22 protein-coding genes are annotated in these 25,795 nt (G+C 39.5%); 21 read left to right on the forward strand and 1 reads right to left on the reverse strand.

Annotation, left to right across the window (positions count from 1 at the left end; translation table 11 throughout):
• The first annotated feature begins 7 nt into the window (after positions 1–7).
• The 5 genes from pheA to Gferi_RS13440 all read left to right on the forward strand — a co-directional run bounded on the left by pheA (position 8) and on the right by Gferi_RS13440 (position 5,240).
• Positions 8–862 (forward strand): prephenate dehydratase, encoded by an 855-nt coding sequence (pheA, locus tag Gferi_RS13420; RefSeq protein WP_069977286.1) that lies wholly within the window; start codon positions 8–10, stop codon positions 860–862.
• Complete coding sequence (aroC, locus tag Gferi_RS13425) at positions 863–2,005, forward strand: chorismate synthase (protein WP_069977287.1); 1,143 nt, start codon at positions 863–865, stop codon at positions 2,003–2,005.
• A complete protein-coding gene (gene aroB / locus Gferi_RS13430) occupies positions 1,981–3,027 on the forward strand; it encodes a 3-dehydroquinate synthase (protein ID WP_069977288.1) in 1,047 nt (348 codons plus the stop codon). The genes aroC and aroB overlap by 25 nt, the downstream gene beginning before the upstream one ends.
• 72 nt (positions 3,028–3,099) lie before the next feature.
• Positions 3,100–3,882: a chorismate mutase gene (locus tag Gferi_RS13435; protein ID WP_169832996.1), complete on the forward strand. Its 783-nt coding sequence runs from the start codon at positions 3,100–3,102 to the stop codon at positions 3,880–3,882.
• A 302-nt stretch (positions 3,883–4,184) separates the two neighbouring features.
• Positions 4,185–5,240 carry a Bug family tripartite tricarboxylate transporter substrate binding protein gene (locus Gferi_RS13440; RefSeq protein ID WP_083273547.1) on the forward strand — a complete coding sequence of 352 codons (1,056 nt, stop codon included), beginning with the start codon at positions 4,185–4,187 and terminating at the stop codon, positions 5,238–5,240.
• A gap of 280 nt (positions 5,241–5,520) precedes the next feature.
• Here the strand turns inward: Gferi_RS13440 and Gferi_RS13445 are convergent, their stop codons facing one another.
• Positions 5,521–6,339 carry a sugar phosphate isomerase/epimerase family protein gene (locus Gferi_RS13445; RefSeq protein ID WP_069977295.1) on the reverse strand — a complete coding sequence of 273 codons (819 nt, stop codon included), beginning with the start codon at positions 6,337–6,339 and terminating at the stop codon, positions 5,521–5,523.
• A gap of 406 nt (positions 6,340–6,745) precedes the next feature.
• Here Gferi_RS13445 and aroD point away from each other — a divergent pair, with 406 nt between their 5' ends.
• The 16 genes from aroD to Gferi_RS13520 all read left to right on the forward strand — a co-directional run bounded on the left by aroD (position 6,746) and on the right by Gferi_RS13520 (position 25,793).
• Positions 6,746–7,519, forward strand: coding sequence for a type I 3-dehydroquinate dehydratase (gene aroD, locus Gferi_RS13450; protein ID WP_069977297.1), 774 nt, complete (start codon positions 6,746–6,748; stop codon positions 7,517–7,519).
• Between the two features lie 46 nt (positions 7,520–7,565).
• Positions 7,566–9,368 (forward strand): thiamine pyrophosphate-binding protein, encoded by a 1,803-nt coding sequence (locus tag Gferi_RS13455; protein WP_069977298.1) that lies wholly within the window; start codon positions 7,566–7,568, stop codon positions 9,366–9,368.
• Between the two features lie 266 nt (positions 9,369–9,634).
• Positions 9,635–10,687: a Bug family tripartite tricarboxylate transporter substrate binding protein gene (locus Gferi_RS13460; RefSeq protein WP_169832997.1), complete on the forward strand. Its 1,053-nt coding sequence runs from the start codon at positions 9,635–9,637 to the stop codon at positions 10,685–10,687.
• Positions 10,688–10,708: 21 nt separating this feature from the next.
• A complete protein-coding gene (locus tag Gferi_RS13465; protein WP_069977299.1) occupies positions 10,709–11,179 on the forward strand; it encodes a tripartite tricarboxylate transporter TctB family protein in 471 nt (156 codons plus the stop codon).
• Between the two features lie 12 nt (positions 11,180–11,191).
• Positions 11,192–12,724: a tripartite tricarboxylate transporter permease gene (locus Gferi_RS13470; protein WP_236932732.1), complete on the forward strand. Its 1,533-nt coding sequence runs from the start codon at positions 11,192–11,194 to the stop codon at positions 12,722–12,724.
• Between the two features lie 105 nt (positions 12,725–12,829).
• Positions 12,830–13,615: an IclR family transcriptional regulator gene (locus Gferi_RS13475; RefSeq protein WP_069977301.1), complete on the forward strand. Its 786-nt coding sequence runs from the start codon at positions 12,830–12,832 to the stop codon at positions 13,613–13,615.
• Positions 13,616–13,637: 22 nt separating this feature from the next.
• On the forward strand, positions 13,638–14,501 hold the full coding sequence (locus Gferi_RS13480; protein ID WP_069977303.1) for a shikimate dehydrogenase: 864 nt from the start codon (positions 13,638–13,640) through the stop codon (positions 14,499–14,501).
• Between the two features lie 13 nt (positions 14,502–14,514).
• Positions 14,515–15,465, forward strand: coding sequence for a DMT family transporter (locus Gferi_RS13485; RefSeq protein ID WP_069977304.1), 951 nt, complete (start codon positions 14,515–14,517; stop codon positions 15,463–15,465).
• A 174-nt stretch (positions 15,466–15,639) separates the two neighbouring features.
• On the forward strand, positions 15,640–17,322 hold the full coding sequence (locus tag Gferi_RS13490) for a methyl-accepting chemotaxis protein (protein ID WP_069977307.1): 1,683 nt from the start codon (positions 15,640–15,642) through the stop codon (positions 17,320–17,322).
• Between the two features lie 66 nt (positions 17,323–17,388).
• The gene (locus Gferi_RS13495; protein ID WP_236932733.1) at positions 17,389–18,336 is read left to right on the forward strand and encodes a hydroxymethylglutaryl-CoA lyase; all 948 of its coding nucleotides are present in this window, start codon (positions 17,389–17,391) and stop codon (positions 18,334–18,336) included.
• 62 nt (positions 18,337–18,398) lie between these two features.
• Positions 18,399–19,811, forward strand: coding sequence for an aldehyde dehydrogenase family protein (locus tag Gferi_RS13500; protein ID WP_069977309.1), 1,413 nt, complete (start codon positions 18,399–18,401; stop codon positions 19,809–19,811).
• 283 nt (positions 19,812–20,094) lie between these two features.
• The gene (locus Gferi_RS28150; protein ID WP_156782393.1) at positions 20,095–20,232 is read left to right on the forward strand and encodes a hypothetical protein; all 138 of its coding nucleotides are present in this window, start codon (positions 20,095–20,097) and stop codon (positions 20,230–20,232) included.
• Positions 20,225–21,712: a sodium:solute symporter family protein gene (locus tag Gferi_RS13505; RefSeq protein WP_069977313.1), complete on the forward strand. Its 1,488-nt coding sequence runs from the start codon at positions 20,225–20,227 to the stop codon at positions 21,710–21,712. The genes Gferi_RS28150 and Gferi_RS13505 overlap by 8 nt, the downstream gene beginning before the upstream one ends.
• Positions 21,696–23,459 carry a sensor histidine kinase gene (locus Gferi_RS13510; protein ID WP_169832998.1) on the forward strand — a complete coding sequence of 588 codons (1,764 nt, stop codon included), beginning with the start codon at positions 21,696–21,698 and terminating at the stop codon, positions 23,457–23,459. Before Gferi_RS13505 ends, Gferi_RS13510 begins: the two co-directional genes overlap by 17 nt.
• 1 nt (position 23,460) lies before the next feature.
• A complete protein-coding gene (locus Gferi_RS13515) occupies positions 23,461–24,843 on the forward strand; it encodes a sigma-54-dependent transcriptional regulator (RefSeq protein ID WP_069977316.1) in 1,383 nt (460 codons plus the stop codon).
• Positions 24,844–25,022: 179 nt separating this feature from the next.
• Positions 25,023–25,793, forward strand: a complete 771-nt coding sequence (locus Gferi_RS13520) for a LamB/YcsF family protein (protein WP_069977317.1) — start codon at positions 25,023–25,025, stop codon at positions 25,791–25,793.
• Positions 25,794–25,795: the final 2 nt, after the last annotated feature.

Here is a 25,795-nt window from a genome sequence, read left to right on the forward strand (position 1 = left end):
GTTCATTATGGAAATCGCATATTTGGGGCCAGAAGGCTCCTATAGTCACGGAGCTGCACTGGCCTATATATCAGGAGCTACAGCAATTCCAATGCAAAGTTTTTCAGAAGTATTTGAGGCAGTGGAAACAGGAAAAATAAAGATGGGTATATTGCCTATAGAGAATTCTACAGAGGGAGCCGTTACCATGGTTATGGATGGCCTTTTACACACAAAAAGGGCACAGATTATTGGAGAATTAGTTTTTGAAATCCGTCATCATTTGCTCAGTACAGGAAAAAATGTGGAAGACATACAGTGTGTGTTGTCGCATCCCCAAGCCATTGAACAATGCCGTGAATTCTTTAGAAAAAATTATCCCAGTATACGGCTTTTAGCCAGCGAGAGTTCATCACAGGCCTGTATTACTGCCAAAAATAAGGGGATCACCTATGGCGCCATTGCAAATAAAGTAGCAGGAGAAAGATACGGACTGAATATTCTCAGTGATCAAATTCAAGACAATCTAATGAATCAAACCCGATTCATTGTGATCGGTAGAAAAGAAACATCGGCTACGGGAAGGGATAAAACCTCAATTGCTTTTTCTTTTCATGACGATCATCCTGGAAGCTTATATGAGGTTTTGCGAGAATTTGCAGAAAGAGACATTAACTTAACACGCATCGAATCCCGCCCTGCGAAGGCGGAATTAGGTAAATATGTTTTCTATATTGACTTCCATGGACATCAAAAAGAGGTTATGATACAGGAAGTTTTAGAAAAAATTCAAAATATAACAAGATGGGTAAAAGTCTTGGGTTCATATCCATTAAGCGCAGAAGAGGGGTTACAGCAGAGAACAAGGTTAGGGGTGGTGTAATTGCTAAGAATTTTAACAGCAGGAGAATCCCATGGAAAAGGCTTGGTAGGAATTATAGAAGGATTTCCTTCCAACGTTAGGGTGGATATCAATGAAATTCATCAGGATTTAGCAAGAAGGCAAAAGGGTTACGGTCGTGGCGGACGCATGAAGATTGAACAGGATCAGGTGGAGATTCTTTCAGGAGTCCGTAATGGGAAAACATTAGGAAGCCCTATTGCCTTTCTAATTAAAAACAAGGATTATGAAAACTGGGAATCCTATATGGATCCAATGGAAGCAGATATAGAGACAAAAAAGGTTACCAACCCTAGACCGGGGCATGCAGATTTAACAGGTGCACGAAAATATGGTTTTGATGATGTCCGCAATGTGCTGGAGCGCAGTAGTGCCAGAGAGACGGCTGCCCGGGTAGCAGCAGGCAGTATAGTAAAACAGTTGCTAAAGGTTTTTGGAATTGAGGCAGCGGCCCATGTTACAGCTATTGGAAAAGCTGCATTGGAAGAAGAAATATGGGACTTTGAGAAGATCAAGGAGGCGGAGGATTCTCCTGTTCGTTGTGTTGATCCTATTGTAGCACAGCAGATGATTCAGCGGATTGACGATGCAAAGGAAACAGGAGATTCTTTAGGTGGAATTTTCGAAATCCATATAAAAGGACTGCCTGTAGGTCTTGGCAGCTATGTGCAATGGGATAGGAAAATAGACGCCAAGCTGGCTTATGCGCTTATGAGCATACAGGCGATCAAAGGGATTGAATTTGGTTTTGGATTTAAAAATGCACAAAAGCCTGGTTCTCAGGTCCATGATGAAATCTTTTATGAGAGAGAACGCGGCATCTATCGTTCTACCAATCAGGCAGGGGGCATTGAAGGGGGCATGACTAATGGTGAACCCATCGTGATTCGATGTGCCATGAAGCCGATCCCGACGCTATGTAAACCTTTAAGAACCATAGATTTACACACCGGGGAACCTGCCGATGCATCGGTAGAGCGAAGTGACACCTGTGCAGTGCCGGCAGCGGCTGTAGTAGGAGAGATGGTAGCTCTGACTGTGATTGGGGAAGAATTTATTCGGAAGTTTGGCGGAGATTCGCTGGAGGAGATGATGCAAAGGTGGAAAGCCTGCAAATCAACCTAGGAGAAAGAAGCTATTCTATTTATATTGGTACAGGATTGTTTTCAAAGTTAGATGAATTTAAGCCCAAAGCAGATCGCTATCTGCTGTTGACCGATGAGAATGTAGATGCTTACTATGGAGAGCAGGTTATGGCTGCAGTAGGAAAAGAAAACTGCCAAAAATATGTCATAGAACCGGGAGAGAGCAGTAAGACAATGGAAACAGTGACGGGAATCCTTTCTTACATGCTGGACCAGCAATTTACCCGAAAATCTGCGCTGATTGCCCTTGGCGGCGGTGTAGTAGGAGATATCGCAGGTTTCTGTGCATCGGTCTATATGCGGGGAATTGAGTGGATACAGCTTCCTACTACACTACTGGCTCAAGTAGACAGCAGTGTAGGCGGTAAAACCGGAGTGAATATGCCCCAGGGAAAAAACGTTGTTGGAAGTTTTTATCAACCCCAAGCGGTTGTTATTGATATAGATGTTTTAAAGAGCTTACCGAAAAGAGAAATGGTCAGTGGTATCGGTGAAGTGATTAAATACGGTATTATATGTGATTATGATTTTTTTTCTTATATGAATAAAAATCTATACCAGCTTTTTACTTTGAAAAAGGAAGTTCTGGAAAAGGTCATTTATGACTGCTGCAGGATGAAGGCAGTGATAGTTGCAGCAGATGAACGGGAAGGCGGGTTAAGAAAAATTCTAAACTTTGGTCATACTTTTGGTCACAGCCTGGAGGCAGCTACCAACTATGAAAAATATACCCATGGAGAGGCTGTATTAATCGGCATGAGTGTCGAGGCAAAGATGGCATGGGATATGGGTTGGATTGATAGACTGTATTATGAAGAAATTAAAGGGCTTATTGAGAAGACAGGAATATCCCTTGATATTACCAATATGGATAAAGCGTTACTGCTGGATAAGATGATGGGAGATAAAAAAAATCAGGAAAATAAAATTTCCTTTATATTGCCAATAGAAAAGGGTGGTGTAAAAGAAGTGATGCTGCAGAGGGACGCAGTAAAATGGTAGTATGAAAAATAGAAATAATTGTGTATTTCTATAGGTTAAAAATACTGAGAAGATGTAATGGAGGGTCTACAATTGAAAACAATTCAAGAAATTCGAAAAGAAATTGATCATTGCGATGAAATATTGATTCAAGCCTTTGAGAAAAGAATGGAGTTAGTACTTCAAGTACTGGAATATAAAACAAAAGAAGGGATGCCCATACTGGACAGTTCGAGAGAAGAAGAGATTATTGCCCACGGTTTAAGAAGTGTGAAAAATAGGGACTTTAGCAAAGAAATAGAAGACTTCATTAAAAGCATCTTAAATATCAGCCGTAAGATGCAGTCAATAAGGCTATTTCCTTATAATATTATTCTGATCGGTTTTATGGGAACAGGTAAAAGTGCCATTGGAGATAGACTGTCCCAACTTTTAAGAATGGAGTGCATTGATACGGATGTTTTGATTGAACGGCAAATGAAAACCTCAATAGCGAAAATGTTTGAGGAGCATGGAGAAAAGTACTTTAGAGAAGCTGAAAAAGATATGGTAAAGAGAGTAAGCTATCGAAAAAACACTATTATTTCTTGCGGTGGAGGGGTTGTGTTACATCCAGATAACGTGAAGCAGTTAAAGGATAACGGCAAGATTGTTTTGTTAAGTGCGCATCCGGAGATTATATATGAACGAGTGAAGGAGGACCAGAATTTACCGGTCTTAAAAGGAAATATGAGCATTGAATTTATTCAAAAGAAAATGGAAGAAAGAAAAGATAAATATGAATCAGCGGCAGATATCATTGTAGATACTTCTAATAAGGATAAGGAAGAAATCTGTCAGGAAATTGTTTATAAATTACTTAAAAATGGAAAATAGGGAGAGTTATTGAAAAAAATAGATTTTTAGTAATGAGGTCACTTTAATGAAATTGAGTAGCCAAACAAAGTGACCTCATTTTTTTAATCACACATCTATATGACAGATGTGATCGGGGAGATTGATTTTTCAGAAACGATCAAATAACATGGGCAAAGAATAATTGACAGATAATTCTAAATATGATAAACTTTAAGAAAGTTCCACTAAAAGGAACACAGTACCGCTAAGTGGAACTTTGAGACTCTCTCTGTCTAGAAATTTGTATTAAAGACTCAAAACAATAACAAGGGGGAAGAAAAATGAAAAAAAGGCATACAAAAAAACTGTTTTGTGTATTCCTCGCATTCATCACAATGCTAACCATGTTGATAGGCTGTTCTCAAGGAGAGAAAAATACTGCTGCTGAACCGCAAAAAGTGAACTTTCCAGAAAGAGACTTAAATGGCTATATCATGTGGGGGGCCGGTGGGGCAATGGATAATGTTTCCAGAACGATTACGCCGCTGGTAGAAAAATACCTGAATAAAAGTGTAGTACTGCAAAATAAAACAGGTGCCACAGGTGCTGTTGCTACACAGTTTGTCTATGATCAAAAAGCGGATGGATATACGCTTCTATACGGTGCAGAGAATCCGCAGCTATATGGGGTACTTAATATTTCTAAGCTAGACTATAAAGATTTTGAGCCTATTAGCATATTGGGAAGAGGCGTAGCCGTAGTTATTGTTCCTGCCGATTCAAAGTTAAATACCATACAGGATCTGATTGATGCTGCAAAAGCACAGCCGGGTAAAATGAAAATGAGCTCCACAGGCCCTGGTGGACTTCCCTTTGTTGTTGCATCATTGATCAGCACTGTAAGTGGGACAGAGTTTAACTTGGTGCCCTTTGACGGAGAAGGTCCAGCAGTAACTGCAATGCTGGGAAATCATGTCGATTTTACAAGTGTAGGACTTGCTGCAGCAAGGGAGCTATACAGAAGTGGAAAAGTTAAACCTTTAGCACTCATTTCAAATGATCCGGTAGAAGGAATGGAAGAAATTCCAGTCATTGGTCAGATTATGCCGGAATACAAAAAATATCTTCCTTGGGGTCCCTTCTATGGTGTGTTTGTAAAAAATGAGACACCTGAAGAGGTGAAGGAAATTCTGAGAGATGCTTATAAAAAAGCCTTTGAAGAAGAAAAGTTCCAGAGTTTTCTAAAGGATTTTGGTGCAGTACCGATGGGGATCTCAGGACAAGAGGCAAGGGACTTTATGGAAAATTGGCAGAGACTGTCTACTTGGTTGTTGTATGATGCAGGCGGTACGGATATATCACCAGAGACATTAGGAATTAAACGTATAGGCGAATAAGACGGATAGAAATTTTTCAGAGACAAGAGAGTTCTGACATAGGAAGAGCTTATGATCTTAGTTGTAATCTTACAATTTAATCAAACAATATTTAGAAGGTTTGTGACGTTGAATTGGAGAGAAAAAAGGAAATCTCTCCAATTTTACTTTACGATCGTTCTTTTGAGTAGAAGTACGGGATAAAGCTGAAGAAGTAAAAGAATTAAAGATAACATAAGTACGATATTGTTGCTATGTTGAATAAGTTTTTTTGCTTATTTTTTCTGAATAAACTATGAAACTATTCCCGTGGATAAGCATCCAGATAATCTTTAGCCGTTTGTATGCAGCGACGTGCATGCTCTGCATAACCAAATTCTTTAACTTTTTCCAGATTTGGCAGCTCAATTGAGTATGGAACCTCAGGTATTTGATTTAAAATACGCGCAACATCAATGCCGCCTTCACCGACATAGGAACGGGCCTCACGAAGGATACGGATCATTTCATCTCTCTCTGTTGGAATTTCTCCAGGAGCATCGCAAAGATGTGCAAAGTGGAACCATTGGCGGGGCAATGCATTCAGGTCTTCAACATTGTCTTTTGAACGGTGGAAATGATGTGTATCAATCATAATACCAGCATTTTCACAATTAACCGCACGAAGAACATCTACTGCTCCTGCAAGGTCAAACACTTCGGCAATTGGAACAAATTCTAAATCTACAGTCAGACCGAATGATTTCGCTAGATCACAAAGTTCGCCAAATTTTTCGATATAGAAATTACGATTAGGGGTCCAGATACTGCTTAGAACATGTTTGCCGCCTAACTCAGCAGCAACTTCCATTGCCGGCAGATATCTTTTTGGGTCCAGACCATCATAGATACGGGCTAATTCAATGTCCAAAAGTTTGAGACCTGTATCTGCAAGGGCTCTTTTCGTTTGTTTCATCATCTCGTTATTTCCGGCTAAATCATAGTTAGGTTCTCCAGGAAGACCCATATAAATAGGCCGCAGGCTGACATAATCATATCCGGCCATAGCAGCTATATAAGTCATTTCAGGCGGTGCACATCCTAGCACAGTGAGATGTGCTAAAGAAAATTGTCGTTTCATTTTCTTACTCCTCTCGAGTTCCGTCAGATGGAATCTGGTTTTACTATACGGTTTTTAACAAAATTATATGTAAATTATTCGTGCTTGTCAATAGTTGTATTTGTCTTTTCAAACTATTCAAAAAACACGTAGACATTAGGAAGTATGGACTATAGCGGCAAATGGTACAGAAAAATAAGAAGGTGGTGCTTTGAAAAAAATTCATAAAACTAAAATTATATGAAAAATTAAGAATATTAGATTGACACTCAAAAAAAAAGGTGGTAGACTAAGAGCAAGTTCCAAAGAGAGGAACGTAGTACCATTGAGTGGAACAACAAAACTTCATACATATAAATTTACTTTGATTTCAATTTAAAAATTAAATTTGTGCCAATAAGCATACTTGTTAGGAGGTTTTAATGCAATGAGTAAATCGGAAAAAGTGATTGAGGTAAAGGGAAGAAAGATTGGTGGAGAGATATCCCAAATTTGTACGCCTCTTGTTGCAAAGACAGAAGAGCAGTTATTCCAGGAAGCAGAGGCAATATTAGCTTTAAAACCAGACTTGGTAGAGTGGAGAGTTGATTATTTCGATGATGTTGAAAATATCCAAAAAGTATTAGATATACTCTCACACTTAAGAAAAAAGCTGGAAGCATACCCCATTATTTTTACGTGCAGGGTAGACCTTGAGGGAGGACATCGAAAGATAGAGAATGGATTACGCTTTGATTTAATCAAAAAAGTAATAAAAAGCAGACAAGTAGATATTGTTGATGTGGAACTAATTAGTGGGGAAGCGATTTTACGGGAAATTATTGCTGAAGCCAATGAAAACGATATTTACGTAATTATATCCAACCATGATTTTCAGAAAACGCCATCAAAAGAGGAAATGATTGAGCGATTGAGAAAAGCTCAGGAAATTGGTGCTGATATTGCAAAAATTGCTGTGATGCCAAATACGATGGAAGATGTGTTGAATCTATTGTATGCTACCAATACAATGAAGGAAAAATATGCAGAAATACCCCTAATTACAATGTCTATGTCAGGAAAAGGCTTGATTAGCAGAATGGCCGGAGGTGTTTTCGGCTCTGCGGTTACCTTTGGTGCCGGAAAAGCAGCTTCTGCACCGGGACAGATTGCTGTCGCAGAGCTGCGAGAGGTCATAGATATATTGCATAAAAACATGTAGCATAAAGATGAAAAATAATCGTTTAACTTTGAAGGGAGAGAATGTGGTGAAAAAGTTGGTTTCCCATGCACTGGCAGACTACTTAGAAAGACAAGGGGTCGAATACGTTTTCGGACTATGCGGTCACACCGTTATCGGAATGTTAGATGCCCTTCAGAAAAGCAAATTAAAGTTTATCTCTGTTCGCCATGAGCAAATTGCTGCCCATGCAGCCGATGGATATGCAAGAACCAGTGGAAAACCAGGTGTGGTGCTCCTTCACTTAGGTCCTGGACTTACAAATGCTACTACTGGTGTGGCCAACGCGGCGCTGGATAATATTCCAATGGTAGTCATTGCGGGAGATATACCGAGTTACTACTATGGAAAGCATCCACACCAAGAATTTAATTTACATGCAGATGCCTCACAATATGAGATTTACAAGCCATTTGTAAAAAGAGCATGGCGGATTGAAAGACCGGAGGCATTCCCTGAGATTCTGGATAAAGCCTTTACAATGGCTGTCAGTGGAAGACCTGGGCCTGTACTGATTTCAGTGCCGATGGATATGTTTTCAAGAGAGATTGACATGATTCACTTCGAAAGAACATACCATCACAGGATGAATATTGCGAAGCCTTCATTAGACCAAGAGACAGGAGAAAAAATCATAGATATGCTGTTAGCAGCGAAGAATCCGGTTATTCACTATGGCGGTGGAATTCTTTTAGCAAAAGCATCACAAGAATTAACAGATTTCGTAGATTTTCTGGATATACCAGCAACAAGAACCCTAATGGGCCAAGGGGGCCTTTCCGATACCCATCCACTGGCCGTAGGGATGACAGGCTTCTGGGGAACGGAATATGTTAACAACACGACAAAGAATGCAGATGTAATTCTAGGATTAGGTACAACCTTTGCAGAGGCGGACAGCAGTTCTTGGTATGGAGGAGTAACCTTTAATATTCCACCCACCAAGCTGATCCACATAGATATTGACCCTACAGAAATCGGTAGAAATTTTCCGGTAGAAATTGGTGCAGTGGCCGATCTAAAAGCAGCATTAAAAGATCTGCTAGCCGTTGCAAAGAAAAAAAAGCCGGAAGGCGTGCAGCGACCAGAGCTAAGAAAAGAAATTAAAGCATACAAGGAAGCCTTTAAAAAGAGCAATCAAGAAGTAGAAGCGAGCAGCCAGTTCCCCATGACGCCTCAAAGAATCCTCCAAGACGTACGAGAGACACTTCCTGAAGACGGCATCATTCTAACAGATGTAGGTTGGAATAAAAACGGTATGGGACAGCAGTTCCCCATTACAGTGCCTGGAACGATTCTTCACCCAGGCGGACTGGCAACGATGGGATTTGGTCCATCGGCAGTACTAGGTGCAAAGCTTGGTGCGCCACATAAAAAAGTTATTACCATGGTAGGTGACGGTGGATTTGGAACAAACCCATCGGTTATGGCGACAGCAGTAGAGCAAGGAATACCTGTAGTATGGGTAGTCATGAACAACGGTGCTTTTGGAACCATCGCAGGACTAGAAGCAGGCCACTACCACCACACCTTTGGCACGGTATTCCAGAAGCCGGATGGAACAAGATATAACCCGGAATGGGCTGAAGTGGCAAAAGCCTATGGCATTAAAGCCAAGAAGATCACAAGCGCAAAAGAATTCAAAGAGGTATTTAAAGAAGCATTAGATGCGAATGAACCCTACTTAATCGATGTGCCGATGGAAAACATCCCGGTACCTACAGATGGAATCTGGAACATCAATGATATCTATACACCGAAGGAAAATGTTGTAGAAGGTAAGCTAATGTATGGAGAGCCTGCAAAATCAAAACACGTAACGACAAAGTAGACCGGTAAAGGGCTACCGGCAATAGTATTTTTATAAGCTTGCATTTAGCGTAAGCGAATGGGAGAAAGTTATCAGGAGTTTTTATAAAAGCATTAAAACTCCTGATAATGAAAAATCTTCTGAGCTAATTCTTTTAATTGGAAGATATTTATCAGCTAAGCAGATTCGTCAAGAAGAAATCGATTTCCAAGTCAGCAAATCATTCTAAATCAAACCCATTGATTTTAGAATGATTCAATGAAATAATAATGATGAGGGGGAAAAAAATGAAAACGAAAATCCAACTAAAGAAAGTTTTTTGTGTAGTACTGTCATTGGTATTGCTGGCAGGCGTGCTTGCAGGTTGTGCAAAAGAGGCTCCAAAGCAGCCGGAACAAGAACAAAAGGTAGATTTTCCAACCCAAGACTTAGCAGGGATTGTTCAGTGGGGTGCTGGTGGTGGAACCGATACGATATCTAGAGCCATCACACCATTAGCAGAAAAGTACCTTGGAAGAACTATTGTAATGCAAAACAAAACTGGTGCTACAGGTGCCATCGCGACGCAGTTTGTATATGACCAGAAAGCAGATGGACATACACTATTATTTGGAGCAGAAAATCCCCAACTATATCAAGTAATGGATATCTCGAAATTAACCTATAAGGATTTTGAACCAGTAATTCTTACAGGCTATGAAACTGCAGTAATCGTTGTTCCGGCTGATTCAAAGTTTAATAATATTCATGACTTATTGGATGAGGCCAAAGCAAACCCAGGAAAGATTAAACTAGGAACTACAGGCCCGGGAGGATTGCCTTTCGTTGTAGCTTCTTTCTTGAAAACTGTAAGTGAAGTAGAGTTTAACCAAATACCTTTCGATGGCGACGGTCCAGTGCTTACAGCACTACTAGGGGGCCACGTAGAGGTGACGATTGTAAAGATGTCTATTGCCGATGAAATGTATAAAGCGGGAAAGATTAAGGTTATATCCGCCATCACAGACAAACCAATGGAAGGTGTAGATGTTGCAGCAATTGGACAAGAAATACCTGCCTATAATAAATATCTGCCATGGGGGTTATTCTATGGTGTATTTGTAAAAAAAGAGACACCGGAAGAAACAAAGCAAATTTTAAAAGACGCATTTAGAAAGGCTTTTGAAGAAGAGCAATTCCAAAGCTTCCTAAAGGGCAGATATATCACGCCGCTAGGAACATCAGGAAAAGAAGCTGAAGAATTCTTAGACAACTGGCAGAGTGTTTCTGCATGGCTGCTCTATGATGCCGGTGGAGCACCAATATCTCCGGAAAAATTCGGAATTAAACGTGTAGAATAATAATATGTGAGGAGGATTATTGTGGAAGACAGAGAGCTTCAGGTTGGAGAACGAGGACTTAGCTATATGCTAATTGCACTGAGTTCATTTGCGATCTATGAATCCGTAAAGATATCCGGTGCAAATCTTACATCATCTTCTCCAGGAGCGTTTCCACTATTTATCTCCAGCTTGTTGTTCGTGTTTAGTATGTGGATTTGGGGAGAAAAGAAAAAATTCTCCCCAGAATCCTATTCTAATTATGGAGAGAAAATAAAAGCTCTTGGAAATTTAATATTTAAAAAGGATGTAGTGGTTGTAATACTTCTTCTAGTCCTATATAGTGTGTTTCTGGGTATTGTCGGATTCCCGCTGGCAACATTTGCGTTTTTATGGATAGCAATCAGTTACCTGACTTCAGGCAGTTGGGGAAAAAACCTATTCATTGCATTATTAAACTTAGGGGTTATTTTATTGATTTTCAAAGTACTGTTTAAAGTTATTCTTCCTTAAGGAGGTGGAGTCGTGGATGCACATGTTATGAATATTTTTTTACCCCTGCTGGATATAAATTTGTTACTGCTAATCGCAGCAGGAACTTTTGCAGGTATTTATATTGGTGCCATACCAGGATTATCTGTTACAATGGCAGTATCCCTATTGATTTCTTTTACCTTTTCATGGGATACGCACTCAGCGCTAGCTTTAATGGTAGGAATTTATACCGGTGGCGTTTATGGCGGTTCCAGATCTTCAATTTTGCTGAATATCCCAGGAGCTCCAGCAGCGATTGCAACCAGTTTTGACGGATATCCACTGGCAAAGCTGGGAGAAGCGGGTAAAGCCATCGGGATTTCTACAGTAGAGTCAGTTTTAGGAGGTTTTATTGGAATTGCTGCATTGGCGTTGGGAGCACCTTTTGTATCAGAATTTGCGTTGAAATTTGCACCAAGAGATTATCTGCTATTAGCAATTATGGGTTTAATGCTGGTAGGCAGCCTTGGTTCCAAATCAACACCTAAGGGACTATTTATGGCAGCATTTGGAATTTTATTGGGATTAGTAGGGATGGACCCTTTAACAGGCCAAGGAAGATTTACCTTTGGTTCTCTAAACCTAATGGGGGGAATCAATTATGTAACAGCCATGATCGGATTGTTTGGGGTTTCTGAGGCGCTGGTACAGATAAAAACAAAAGATTTGCCCGTAGTAAAGCAAAAAATTGAGAAAATCATACCCTCATGGGAGACTTTATTGCGGTTTTTACCTTTATCGATCCGTACTTCAATACTAGGGGTTGTTGTAGGTGCGCTACCCGGAACCGGTGGGGATTTGGCTGCACTTTTGGCCTATGATCATGCAAAGCGAACGGTAAAAAATCCTACAAGGCCTTTTGGAGAAGGTGCACTAGAGGGACTTGTTGCACCGGAATCTGCGAACAATGCAGCCATAGGAGGTGCCTTTATCCCTATGTTAACGCTAGGGATTCCAGGAGATGCGGTTACGGCGATTATTATTGGCGCACTGTTTATTCATGGATTAAAGCCGGGCCCAATGTTAATGGTTGAATCACCGAATCTATTTTGGCTGATTGTAGGTTCTTTAATATTAGCGAATTTCTTTTTATTGGTCTTTGGACTTACTGGGGTAAAAATATTCACAAAATTAGTAGAAATAAGAAAAGGAATATTGATTCCTATGATTATTATTTTATCCGTTGTGGGTTCCTACACCATTAATAACAATATTTTTGATATTTACTGGATGCTGGCATTTGGTGTACTTGGTTATATTATGAAAACCTATGACTTTCCAGTGGGGCCATTGGTGCTCGGGCTAATACTGGGACCGATGTTAGATACCAATTATAGAAGATCGGTTATGTCTGCAGGGTCGATACCAGAATTCTTTTTAGACGTTTTGCAAAATCCTATTTCACTCTTTTTATTCGTTGCAATCGTAGTTATGATTTTTGCACAGTCAAAGGTAGGCAATGCGATTATGAATAAGGAAAAAAAAAGTAAAAATCTAGCAGAAGAGACCGTGATAACAGAATAGAGAAAAAATAAGGGACATGTTTTCGTTGAAAGGGAATTAATAGAGTAAAAGATTATTCTATTGGTGGGAGTAGAGTTGTGTTATGAAAAATATAGGAGGACTGTCATGGCAGAAAAAAATAGTGAAAACAGCGTAAGATCCATACAAAGAGCACTCCATATTCTATTATGTTTTAATTGGAAAGAAAAAGAACTAACAATGACTGAGATTACTGAAAAAATGGGCTTGGCAAAATCCACCACTTCTAGATTGCTGGCAACTCTAGAAGCAGAGGGATTCATAAAAAGAGACCCTAAGAACAATAAATATTCTTTAGGACATAACATGTATTATTTAGGGCTCATTGCCAAAGAAAAACTGGAATTGAATGAGATTGCACGTCCTGTTATGGAGGAAATCAACAAGACAACAAAGGAGACCATTAACCTTTATATATTAGATAACCTGGAGAGTATGTGCCTTGCACAAGTAGAGAGTCCACTGCCTATACGGCAGGCGATAAAAATAGGGGAGCGGTCTCCTCTCTGGGCTGGAGCCAGTGGAAGAGCTATATTGTCAGGTTTGGAAGAAAAATTATGGTTTGATATGATTAAGGAATTAAAATCTTTTACACCCAATACGATTACAGATCCCGATGTATTTATCAATACAATGAAAGGTGTTAAACAAAATGGCTATGCCATTAGTTTAGGAGAGAAAGATGATCAGGTAGGTTGTGTTGCAGCGCCTATTTTTGATGCCCATGGAAAAGTAATTGGATGTGTCGCTATATCCGGCCCGGTATTCCGTTTCCCCGATAATACAGATCTATTTTGTTCACTGATTGTGAATGGAGCTAAAAGAATTTCTCATCAATTAGGATATAACGAAAATAAGCTAGCGATCATATAGAATGATGAAGGAGTGTTATTACATGCAATATTGTATAAACGGAAAAACAATACCCATTGGTTTATTAGGCTACCCTATTAGGCATAGCCGTTCACCGCATATGCATAATACGGCGTTCCAATATCTTGGGCTAAACTATGTATATCTTGCTTTTGAAGCAACAGAAGACAGTTTGGCCGAGGCAGTAAAAGCCATGAGAGTATTGGATGCAGCAGGTTTTAACGTAACGATGCCCAATAAACAAAAAGTTATTCCCCTTTTAGATGAAATAAGTCCAGAGGCACAGCTGATAGGCTCAGTGAATACGGTGCGAAATGATAATGGAAAACTCATTGGCTATAATACTGACGGAAGAGGATACGTAAAATCTTTGAATGAAGAGGGAATCTCCATAGAAGGAAAAAAAATTGTAATGGTTGGAGCTGGCGGTGCAGCTAGAAGTGTTGCTATTCAATTGGCATTAGACGGAGCAGCAGAACTTATTATTATGAACCGATCTATAGAGCCGGCTGAAGAAATCTGCAATACCATTCGTGCGAACATATCGAATTGCAAGGTAGAAGCGTTAGAACTAAGCAATAATATACTAAAACAAAAATTACAGGAAGCAGATATGCTGATTAACAGTACTCCTTTAGGTATGCATCCTCACGAGGATAAGAGTATTATTCCAGACCCAGAAATGCTGCATCCCAAATTAATCGTTTCAGATTTGATCTATGATCCGGTAAAGACTAAATTGCTTGAAATGGCAGAGCAGGTAGGATGTAAGACGATTAATGGATTGGGCATGATGATTTGGCAAGGTGCTTTGGCTTTTAAAATATGGACTGGAGTAGAAATGCCTACGGACTATATAAAGGAGATCATTTTCTCTAATAAATAAGAAGGTGCTTATTGTGGAGGTTGTTGATACAAAGAAAAATAGATTTGGGTCTACAGACCTGATGCTTGCTTTCGTTACGCTCATGTGGGGGTTAAACTATGTAATTGTGAAAGTTTCGCTCAAGGAAATAGTCCCATTATTGTTTAATACCTTAAGATTTGCTATTGGTTCAGCGGTTTGCTGGATCATTCTTCTTACTAAGGAGAGAGAGATTAAGATCAGTAAAAAACAATTGATATACTTAGTGTTTACCGGGATTATCGCTCATGGCATCAATCAGATTTCCTTTATATATGGAGTTGCAAAAACAACTGCAGGTGCCACTTCTATTATTCTTGCCTCAACACCAGTATGCGTAGTATTATTGGCAAGATTATTAAAACTTGAAAAGGTCACTATGAAAACTTATATAGGCATTATCATATCCTTTATGGGGGTAACCTTGGTAGTAATGGGTTCGGGGAACCCCTTTGCCGGGGGAATAGAAGCCGCCAAAGGAAATATTCTAATTGTTGTGGCAACTGTATTCTGGAGTATTTATACGATTATGATACGAATGTATTTTAAAGATTTATCTACTATCAAAGTTACAACTTACTCTTTATCCTTCACCACCATTTTTTTTCTAATTCTGAGCGCTAAACAAGTATTACAAAGTGAGTGGGCTTCTTTTTCGACGGCGGCTTGGGGAGGAGTATTTTTCTCTGGAGTATTTGTCTTAGGCATTTCCTATATACTTTGGAACACTGGCGTTCATAGAGTTGGGCCTACCAGAACAGCAATTTATGCCAATTTGCCTCCATTTATATCTGTATTATTCGGCTGGTTGATCCTAGGAGAAACAATTTCTCCCATGCAAATTGTAGGTGGCTTCATTATTATGATGGGTCTGGTGTATTCAAAAAACAGAAAGATAGAAGAATATCCCCCTATAATGAAAGATCAGGCTTGTAAAAGCAGTTAAATTTGTGATGGATTAATTTCTATGAGAAAAATAAAGCAGCAGCATAGACGACAAAAGAGTATATTGCATATGAAGAAAAGATAGATAGAATGTTCGTTGAGCCTAATAAAGTTAATTTTCACCTACATAGATTTTTAGATTCGAAATCTTAAGGAGGAAGGGGCTAGTATAAGCGTGAAAATACGAACAAAAATTTTAATCAGTTTCTTTATTGTGATTCTATTATTGGCAGGGTTATGCGTTTACAGCTTGATGAATATGTTTCACATACAAGAGACCAGTAAAGCGATGATTGAGGAGGCAATGAGCAGTATACAAAATGGAAAAAACATTCAATCGTCTGCCCTTGAACAGGATGTTTCCTTACGGGGATTTATCATTACAGGACGAAGAGAATTCATTGACAATTTTAAATTAGCGCAGTCAGAGAGAATTCAAAGCAGCGACATAACGTTAACCAACAGTCAGAACTCAGAAGAGCGGGAACTGATAGAAAAATTGATAGCCCAAGCAAAAGAATACGATGGAATCAGTGAAAAAATACTTTCGTTAAAAGAACAGGGGATAGAGGAAGAAGCCATCGAGGATATGCAGTTTAAGGCGTATCCCAAAACCCAGGAAATTAAACTAACAGTAGCTGCTCTCATCAGCTTCAAAGAAAAACAGGTTGATGAACAAATAACAGACCTTTATAGACTGCAAGACCGGACAAAGGGGATGACGGTCGGATTCATTGCGATAGCTATAGCCTTGAGCTTTTTAATTTCACTACTGATTACCAGGAGTATTACTCGCCCGATTCAGCAATTTAGTATAGCAGCCCAAGCTGTAGCAGCGGGAGATCTAAATAGAGAAATCAAGATAGAGACGAGAGATGAAACAGGTTTATTAGTAGAATCTTTCAATAGAATGGTAAGAGAGTTACGTGGGTTCATTGAACAAGCTGTGCTTTCTGCCGAGGAAATAAGTGCTGCAAGCCAGCAGTTATCTGCATCCTCCCAGCAGGTATCTGCTGCTGTGGAAGAGGTGAATGCAGTTGCTATAGAGCTAAGCAAAGATACCGATGATGAGTCCCTGACCATTGAGCAGTCAAAAATGAAAATCGATCAGATTTTTGAGCATACGGATACGGTATCAAAGAGGATACAGAAAGTTTTGCAGCTTTCCCAAGAGAATCTAAAATCAACAACAGAAGGAAGACGTGTATCCTATGAGGCTGCAGAAAAAATTGAATTGATAAAGGCAAATACTGAGGAAACTGTTGAAAAAATATTAAATCTGAATCAAGCGTCGGATAAAATAGCAAGTGTAATGGTGCTGATCGGTTCAGTTTATGAACAGATTAATCTGCTTGCACTAAATGCAGCTATTGAGGCTGCCAGAGCAGGTGAAGCGGGTAGAGGCTTCGCAGTCGTTGCAGAAGAGATCAGAAAGCTTGCAGACCAATCAGCAGAATCAGCGAATCAAATTTCCGTCGCAATCAATGGGATAAAGGAGCAGATCAGGGTATTTACCGATTCTATGACAATGAATGACCATGCTTTAAAAGCTGGGGCTGTTATCGTAAATCAGGCAAGTCAAAATTTCGAAGAAATTCACCATGAAATACAGGAAATGGCACAAGAAATAGAGATGGTGAATTGTTCTATTCTAAAGGTTGTACAAGAGGCAGACAGCGTTATGGAAGATTTTGAAACCGTGTTTAATATTGCTAAAAAAACAGCTGCGTCAGCGCAAGAGGTGAGTGCTACTACTGAGGAACAAGCTGGACAGATCGAAGGAATTGCAGGAGCAGCAGAGAATTTGGCATCGATCGCAGAGGTATTGAACAATCGGATTTCATTATTCAAGATTTGATGAAGCTTATTTTAGAGGATAAGTTTTTTTCAAATTACTAAATTAAAAAAGAAAGAAGGGAAAAAGATGTCTTCAAATGAACTGAAGGATAGAATTCAATGGCCTAAAAATATTCTAGTTTGTGAGGTAGGGCCGAGAGATGGCCTTCAGAATGAAGAAAAGACTTTGACGGTTGAGCAAAAGGTAGAGCTTATCGATCGTTATGTGCAGGCAGGTGCCAAGATCATAGAAATAGGTTCCTTTGTTCATCCTAAAGCGGTGCCTCAGATGGCAGATACCGATGAGGTAGCTAAGCGAATAAAAAGAGCAGCGGGTGTAGAATATCGTGCCCTTGTTTTGAACATCAAAGGGTTACAGCGGGCAGAAGCTGCGGGAATACAGAAAGCAAAGTTGACGGTATCAGCCAGCCGGGCCCACTCTTTAAGCAATCTGAATCGAACGCCCGAGGAGGCAGTACGAGGATTCGAGGAATGTGCAGCCTATGCGGCTGCTCGTGGAATGACCCTTTCAGGGGCAATTTCTACAGCTTTTGGATGTTCTATGGAAGGAAAAGTGCCTTTGGAGCAAGTTATTTCCGTTATTGAAGCATTTCAAGAGATTGGAGTGAAAGAACTTTCTTTATCTGATACGACAGGGATGGCCAACCCTCAGCAGGTTTATGAGTATAGTCTGCGGGTAAAGGAACAATTTCCTGATGTTATATGGAATCTACATTTTCATGACACAAGAGGAATGGGCCTAGCCAATGTGATGGCAGGTATGATGGCAGGTATTGTACGCTATGACTCCTGTTTTGCTGGCTTAGGAGGATGCCCTTTCGCTCCTGGGGCATCCGGAAATATAGCTACAGAGGATTTAGTGCATATGTGTCACGAAATGGGTATTGAAACAGGATATGACCTGGACGGAATTATTTCTATAGGACGATATGTTCAACAGCTTATCGGTTACGATACCTCCAGTGCGATCTTAAAGGCGGGTAAGTCTTGTGATATAGTAAAAAAGCAAAAATAGAGTACGAAAGGATTAAGCACAGCAAATAAGAGAAAATAATTGTAAAGAAAGGGTGTTTATAAATGGCAAATGAACTCACAATAGAACAACAACAAGAATTAGATACTGCCTTTGAGCGGGCGCAGAAAGCATTGGCTGTCATAGAAACCTATGACCAAGAAAAAGTAGATCGCTTATGTCAAGCAGTAGCTTGGGCAGTATCCAACAAAAAAACTTTTCTTCGCTTAGTGGATATGGGAATTGAAGAAAGTGGATTGGGAGACCCTGTAAGCAGACAAGGTAAGCGATTTAAAATTAGAGGTGTTCTCCGAGATGCACTGCGGCAGAAGAGTATAGGACTTATCGAAGAAATTCCAGAAAAAGGCATTCGGAAGTATGCAAAACCTGTTGGAATTATTGCATCCATTGTACCTACCACAAATCCGGACTTAACACCGGCGGGCACAGCAATCTATGCCATCAAGGCTAGAGACGTGGTAATTTTCTCACCGCATCCACGTTCTAAAAAGACTACTTTTGAAACTGTAAGACTGATGAGAGAAGCTCTTGAAAGAGAAGGCGCTCCAGCAGATATTCTTCAATGCCTGACAAAAGTAAATATCCCTATGTCTAAGGCGCTTATGTCTAAGGCAGATCTTGTACTTGCTACAGGGGGCCCAGCGATGGTTCAAGCAGCTTATAGTTCTGGAACACCAGCGTACGGAGTAGGTGCCGGAAATTCTACCATGATTATTGACGAGACAGCCAATATGGAAGAAGCAGCTCGAAACACCATGCTCAGCAAAACCTCAGACTTTGGTTCAGGCTGTTCAGCCGATGGAAATCTAATCATTGAAGAGACGATCTTCGATAAGATGGTGAAGCAATTAGTAGTAGAGGGTGGTTACCTTGCTAATGAAGAAGAAAAAGAAAAGCTTCGCAAAGTGATGTGGGATGATGAGGGACACAGACTGGTGGATACAGTAGCTGTTGCACCGCAAAAACTAGCTGAGGCTGCTGGTTTTAGTATTCCAGACGATAGAAAATTTATCATTGTTATGGGAGACGGTATTGGAAAAGAATATCCATTCTCCAGAGAAAAACTGACGACGCTCTTAGCTGTGTATAAATATGAGAAGGGTTTCGAAAATGCATTAAAGATGATGCATGCGATCTATAATGTTGGCGGAAAAGGTCACTCTGTAGGAATTTACTCCTTTAATGATGAACATATTCATCAGTTAGGTTTAGTAGCTCCTGTGAGCCGGATTATGGTTCGACAGCCCCAATCCAAAGCAAATGCAGGCTCCTTCACAAATGGAATGCCGATGACTTCAAGCTTAGGCTGCGGAACGTGGGGTGGAAACATTGTTTCTGAGAATGTTAACCTAAAGCATTATATGAATACAACTTGGGTATCTTATCCGATCCCAGAAGATAAACCCTCTGACGAAGAACTTTTCGGAGAATTTTACGATCCGGAAATGGAAAAATAAAAGAGGTTTGAATAGGTTTTCGTAAACAAAGAAATAAGAGAGCTTGAAGCTATGCTTCCTTGCTCTCTTATTTTTGTGAAGATACATCTTTATCTGATTGCTTCTTGACCTTTTGTATGGATAGAAGCGCCAATAGAAGATAGAATCAGATTTATGCGTCACCGAGAGTGTTCATTTTATGGAGGAAAATATGGTTTTATGACGAATGTTATTTATCGAATGCATCATGTAAAGTGAACGGATTTTAGCACATATTATATCCATGAAATGAGGTATGCAGGAAATGGATGGACTGTACTATATTGGTTTACCAATGAAAACTTTATTCATTGTAGGCGGTACCTTTATCGTCTCTGCACTGCTGCCTTCTATCGTAGCCCTCATCCTAAAATGTAAGAAGGTGTTGGATAAAGATGAATAAAGCAATTATTTACCTAATATTTTTTACACTTTATACGCTGATGCTGTTATGGTTTGGTAAAGATGGATTTAAGAAGACGAACAATTTGAAGGATTTTTTTGTTGCAGGAAACAGTTTAGGACTGCTTGCCAGTATTTTCACTTTTACAGCCACCTGGTTTAGTGCTGCATCCATGCAGGGACTTACAGGATCGATCTATGCATATGGCTATGCTATGGTGTTATATTCCGTAGTGCCTTGGTTTATAGGTGCAGCTTTTTTAGTATCCATTGTGCCCAGATTAAAAGCATATGACATACTCACAGTGCCTGAGTACTTTAGGATTAGATATGACAGCAGACTGCTGCAGGCCATGGGAGGATGCATCATTATCTTCAGCTATACGCTCTATATGATTATACAAATCAGGGGCTTCGGTGTTGTGATGTCTGAGCTGCTGGATATCAACTATACCCTTGCAATCATACTGGTATATTTGTTTATTGTCTATAGCACCTTTGGCGGTTTATTTTCCGTTGCGAAAACAGATGGATTAAACTTCGTGCTCATTGTTCTGGGTATTCTGTTGGCATCGGGTATGATTTTAAGGAACACAGAGGGTATTCTGCGTATACATGAACAAGCAGCAGAAATAGCGACGAAACCTTTCCCCCGTGCACCGTTTATTACAGAACAGGGGGCACTGTTAGATCCTTTTTCAAAAGGTTTATACCCACCACTAATGATTATCACCGGATTTTGCGGTTGGGGACTAGGGTTAGCTGGCAATCCTCAATATGCTTTAAGAATCATATCTGCCCGAAATAAAAAAACAGCAGTGAATATGATTTGCTATTCGGTACTGATTCTTGCCATTATCTATCTGGGAATATTTATAATTGGCCTAGGTTCAAGAGTCTTACAGCCATCTATTGATAGTATTGATTCTGTAGATGAAGTTTTCCCTTATATGATTAATAAAGTCATCTATTCGCGATTCAGCGGATTGGTTTTGATCGGTATCACGGCGGCAGCTGTGTCTACAGCTAATTCTCAACTGCTGATATTAGCTAGCGGCTTTACTTATGATATTTTAAAAAACTATTCCTGCTTAAAGATAGATGAAGGTAAATATATGAATCTGAATCGTATTTTCATATTGCTCTCCGGAACCATTTCCTTAATATTATCGATAAATCCGCCACAAAGTTTATTGATCTATGGCAGTCAAATATGGGGTGTGTTTTCAGTTACTTTTTTGCTGCCTCTGTATGGAGGTTTGTTTTGGAAGAAAGCCACGAAGGAAGGTGCGATTGCTTCCTTTGTCGGAGGACTGGCTACGATGATTGCCTTTGTACTGAAATACAAGTTTACAGAAGCAGATCCCAGTAATGTGATTCATCCGGCTTTACCAGGTGTGATTGCAGCCATTATTTTATTTTACAGTATTAGCAAATATACCTATGGCAGAAAAGGTGATTCAATTGAAACCAGACATTGAAAATAAGATATTAATTCCCTTTATGGTTTTGATCATTCTTTCGATTAGCAGTGTAGGCGGAATCTCTTATTGGAATGGATACCGGCTTTTATTAGATAATCAGAAAAAGAACATGCAAGAAAATCTAACGGAAACCATTCATTTAATAGAGACTTTCAATGAAGCGGTAGAAAGTAAACAACTGTCACTACAAGAGGCAAAAGAAAAGGTCGTTGGATATTATGAACAGTTAGGTCCAATTGGATTCGTTATTGCAGAGAAGAAACACATCATGGTTGACCGTTTTGAGCCATCAAATACCACTCTAGAGAACATTTTCAGTGACATTCGAGGTGATCAAAAGAAAGGGGCTGTTGAAACAGACCGTTTTGTTTTTACTTATGTCGTATACGAGCCATGGAAATGGACTGTCGGTTATGGACTGAATAAAAACATATTTTCTGAAGAGCTCATCGCAGTACAAAAGTATAATCTATTGATCGTTATCATCTTCTTAATCATATCTATGCAAGCGACGATACTCATTGCTTACAACCTGTCCAAACCTATTAAATTGTTGGCAGATACCTGCAACAATATTGCAAATGGAAATCTGGAAGAAAAGATTTTTATTAGAAGAAGAGATGAAATCGGTGTTTTGGCAAATGCTTTCAATAATATGATGAACAAGCTTCAAAAGAATACATCTAAGCTGATAGAGATAAAGCAGTTTAATGAAGATATTTTGAGAAATATATCTACAGGAATTATTACAACGGATCAATCAGGAAATATCGTATCTATCAATCACACGGCGGAAGAAATGCTCCAGCAGGATACTTGTGGACAAGACAGTGATCAGAGTCTAGAGAAGGTTTTGATTGACCAATTAAAGGAGACTCTAAGTTTAGAAAAATCATTGAATCATGTTTATGTTTTTCAATATCAACAGAATAATGATATGCTTTATATAGACGTAACCACCTCATTGCTAAAAACAGATGAAGGGCAGATCAGCGGCGCTATATGCAATTTTAATAATATTACGGAACGAAAAAAAATTGAGAAAAAAATTGAACGTGTCAATCGGCTTACATCGGTTGGGCAGCTGGCTGCAGGCTTGGCCCATGAAATTCGAAACCCTTTGGCGGGAATGAAAACGGGCATGCAGGTATTGAAAAAGAGATTGTCCACGCCAGAAGAACCATCCAATGAAAACCTGTTTAATGGGGTTTTATATGAAATTGACAGACTCAATCATCTCATTACAGATCTTTTGGATTTTGCTAAACCAAGGCTGCCCAGATATGAAAGAGCGAATGTTAGGGAGATTTTAAACAGAGCCCTTTATTTAATAAAAAAAGCAGCTTCAGAGAAACAGATCGAGATCAATATTAAGGATGATGGAAAAAAGCATGAGGTTATAGTGGATCAAGGACAAATTGAACAGGTTTTTTTAAATATTATTGCCAATGCCCTTAAAGCCGTGGAACAAGAGGGGACATTAAATATTTACATTGAACGTATTTCTGAACCAAAGGGACAATTTGTATCTGTGGAATTTGAAGATAATGGCTGTGGCATTCGACCTGAGGATATGGAGACAATCTTTGATCCCTTTTATACCACTTATCCACAAGGCACAGGCCTAGGATTGTCAGTTGTCCACAAGCTGGTTACGGAAAATAACGGGGAAATTGAAGTAGAGAGTAAAATTGAAGTAGGAACGAAATTTAAGATTAAATTCCATGTAGACGGTGAGGCGTAGAATGAAAAAACGTATATTAATTATTGACGATGAAAAGATAATTTGCATGTCGTTAATGGAGGGTTTGCAGGATCTTGGATTTGAAGTAGATGCTGCCTATACAGGCAAAGAAGGAATTCATAAGCTGACAGTCTTTAAACCCCATGTGATTTTTCTGGATATGAGATTATCAGAAGAAAGTGGTTTGGAAGTAATCAAAAAAATCAAAGAAGTGGATAAAGAAGTGGAAGTTATTATGATGACGGCTTATGGAAATATCCAAACTGCTGTGGCCGCAATAAAAAACGGTGCCTTTGACTATATCAATAAACCTTTTGATCTGGATGAAATTCAGCTACTGATTGCAAAGGCATTAAAAAACATGGAAATGAGAAAAAAGCTCTATTTGCTGGAAAAAGAAAAAGAAGAAAACCATTTGTCTATGATCGGCACACATCCCAGAATGAGAGAGATATACGATAAAATCAATATTTTGTCACAAACCGATGAAGTAACGGTTTTAATCCGGGGAGAGACAGGAACGGGTAAAGAAATCGTGGCTTCTGCGATACACAAAAATAGCGTGAGAAAGGATGCTCCGATACTGAAAATCAACTGTGGAGCAATACCACAGCATCTTGTAGAAAGTGAACTTTTTGGTTTTGAAAAAAATGCATTTACCGGGGCAGGTGCAAGAAAAAAAGGCTTATTCGAATTGGCTGATGGAGGGGTCATTTTTTTAGATGAAGTAGGGGAATTACCTATGGATATACAGACAAAGCTGTTGAGATTTTTGGAAGAAAGAAAGTTCAAAAGAATTGGCGGACTGGATGATGTTGAAGTAGACATAAGGTTGTTTGCAGCTACAAATCGTGATTTGGAAAAGGCCCTTCAAAAGAAAGAATTTAGAGAAGACTTGTATTACCGCCTGAATGTTGTACCGATTCACCTGCCAGCCTTGAGAGAGCGTGGAGAAGACATTTTGCTGCTGGCAGAACACTTTATAAGTGAATATAATAAAAAGTTTGGCAAAGGTATTAAAGGGATTACTCCCTGCGCAAAAGAAAAGCTGATGCACTATCGCTGGCCTGGGAATGTGAGAGAGTTAAAAAATGTGATAGAAAGAATTGTTATTCTTTATCAAGATGATTACATTGATTTACAGCATTTACCTTTGGAAATCCATCATTCTCAAGAGGTACAAAGCCCAATTGGTGAAGAAAAGGATTTAACAAAAAGGCTGTTTACAGAGGGGTTTTCTTTAGATGAAGAGACACAAAAACTGGAGGCTGCATATATACAAATGGCATTAGATCTGGCGCAGAGCAATTATTCAAAGGCTTCTCAACTGTTAGGAATCAGTCGGTTTGCACTCAAGAGAAAGATGGAAAAATATTTTGAGTAGGAATGGCATCAAATGAGCGTTTTTGCACATGATTTGCGAAAACGCTCATTTTACATGTGCGAAATCAAACAGTAGATAAAATATTTGGATAATTGCTTTGGAAAATACAGAATTTTGCATTTTTCTAAATTGGTATGGAATTTGCGTAAGTCATTTATAAAATATTTGGAGGTGAAATTATGATTCAAGTAGATTTAAATAGTGATTTAGGGGAAAGTTTTGGAAATTATAAGATTGGATTGGATGAAAGTGTGATTCAATTTGTCAGCTCTGCAAACATAGCCTGTGGATGGCATGGGGGAGATCCTCTTGTAATGCAGGAAACGGTAGCCATGGCGAAGGTGCAGGGGGTAGGGATTGGCGCCCATCCGGGCTACCCGGATTTAATGGGTTTCGGAAGGCGCAACATGACTGTAACACCTAAAGAAATAAAGGCCTATGTCCAATACCAATTAGGAGCACTTATGGCATTTGTCATGTCCATAGGAGAAAAAATACAGCATGTAAAGCCTCATGGTGCCATGTACAATATGGCTGCTAAGGATTACAGTTTGGCAAAAGGAATTGCTGAGGCTATTTATGCGGTGGATAAGGACATCATTCTTTTAGGGCTTGCCAACAGTGAGATGATCAGGGCGGGAGAAGCAGTGGGACTGAAGGTTGCCAGTGAAGTATTCGCAGATAGAGCATACAATGCAGATGGAACGCTGGTAGCCAGAACACTGCCGGGCGCAGTGATTCATGATACAGATTTAGCTATCGCCAGGGTTGTAAGAATGGTGAAGGAAGGGAAAGTGACAGCAATAACCGGAGAGGATGTTGCAATCAATGCACAATCTATCTGCGTTCATGGAGATAATCCTGAAGCAGTGGCCTTTGTTAAACAAATCCGGAAAGCATTGGAAGATGAAGGTATATTGATTTCAAAGCTTGGTAATTTCATTAGATAGGA

This window comes from Geosporobacter ferrireducens (assembly GCF_001750685.1).
GTDB lineage: Bacteria > Bacillota > Clostridia > Peptostreptococcales > Thermotaleaceae > Geosporobacter > Geosporobacter ferrireducens.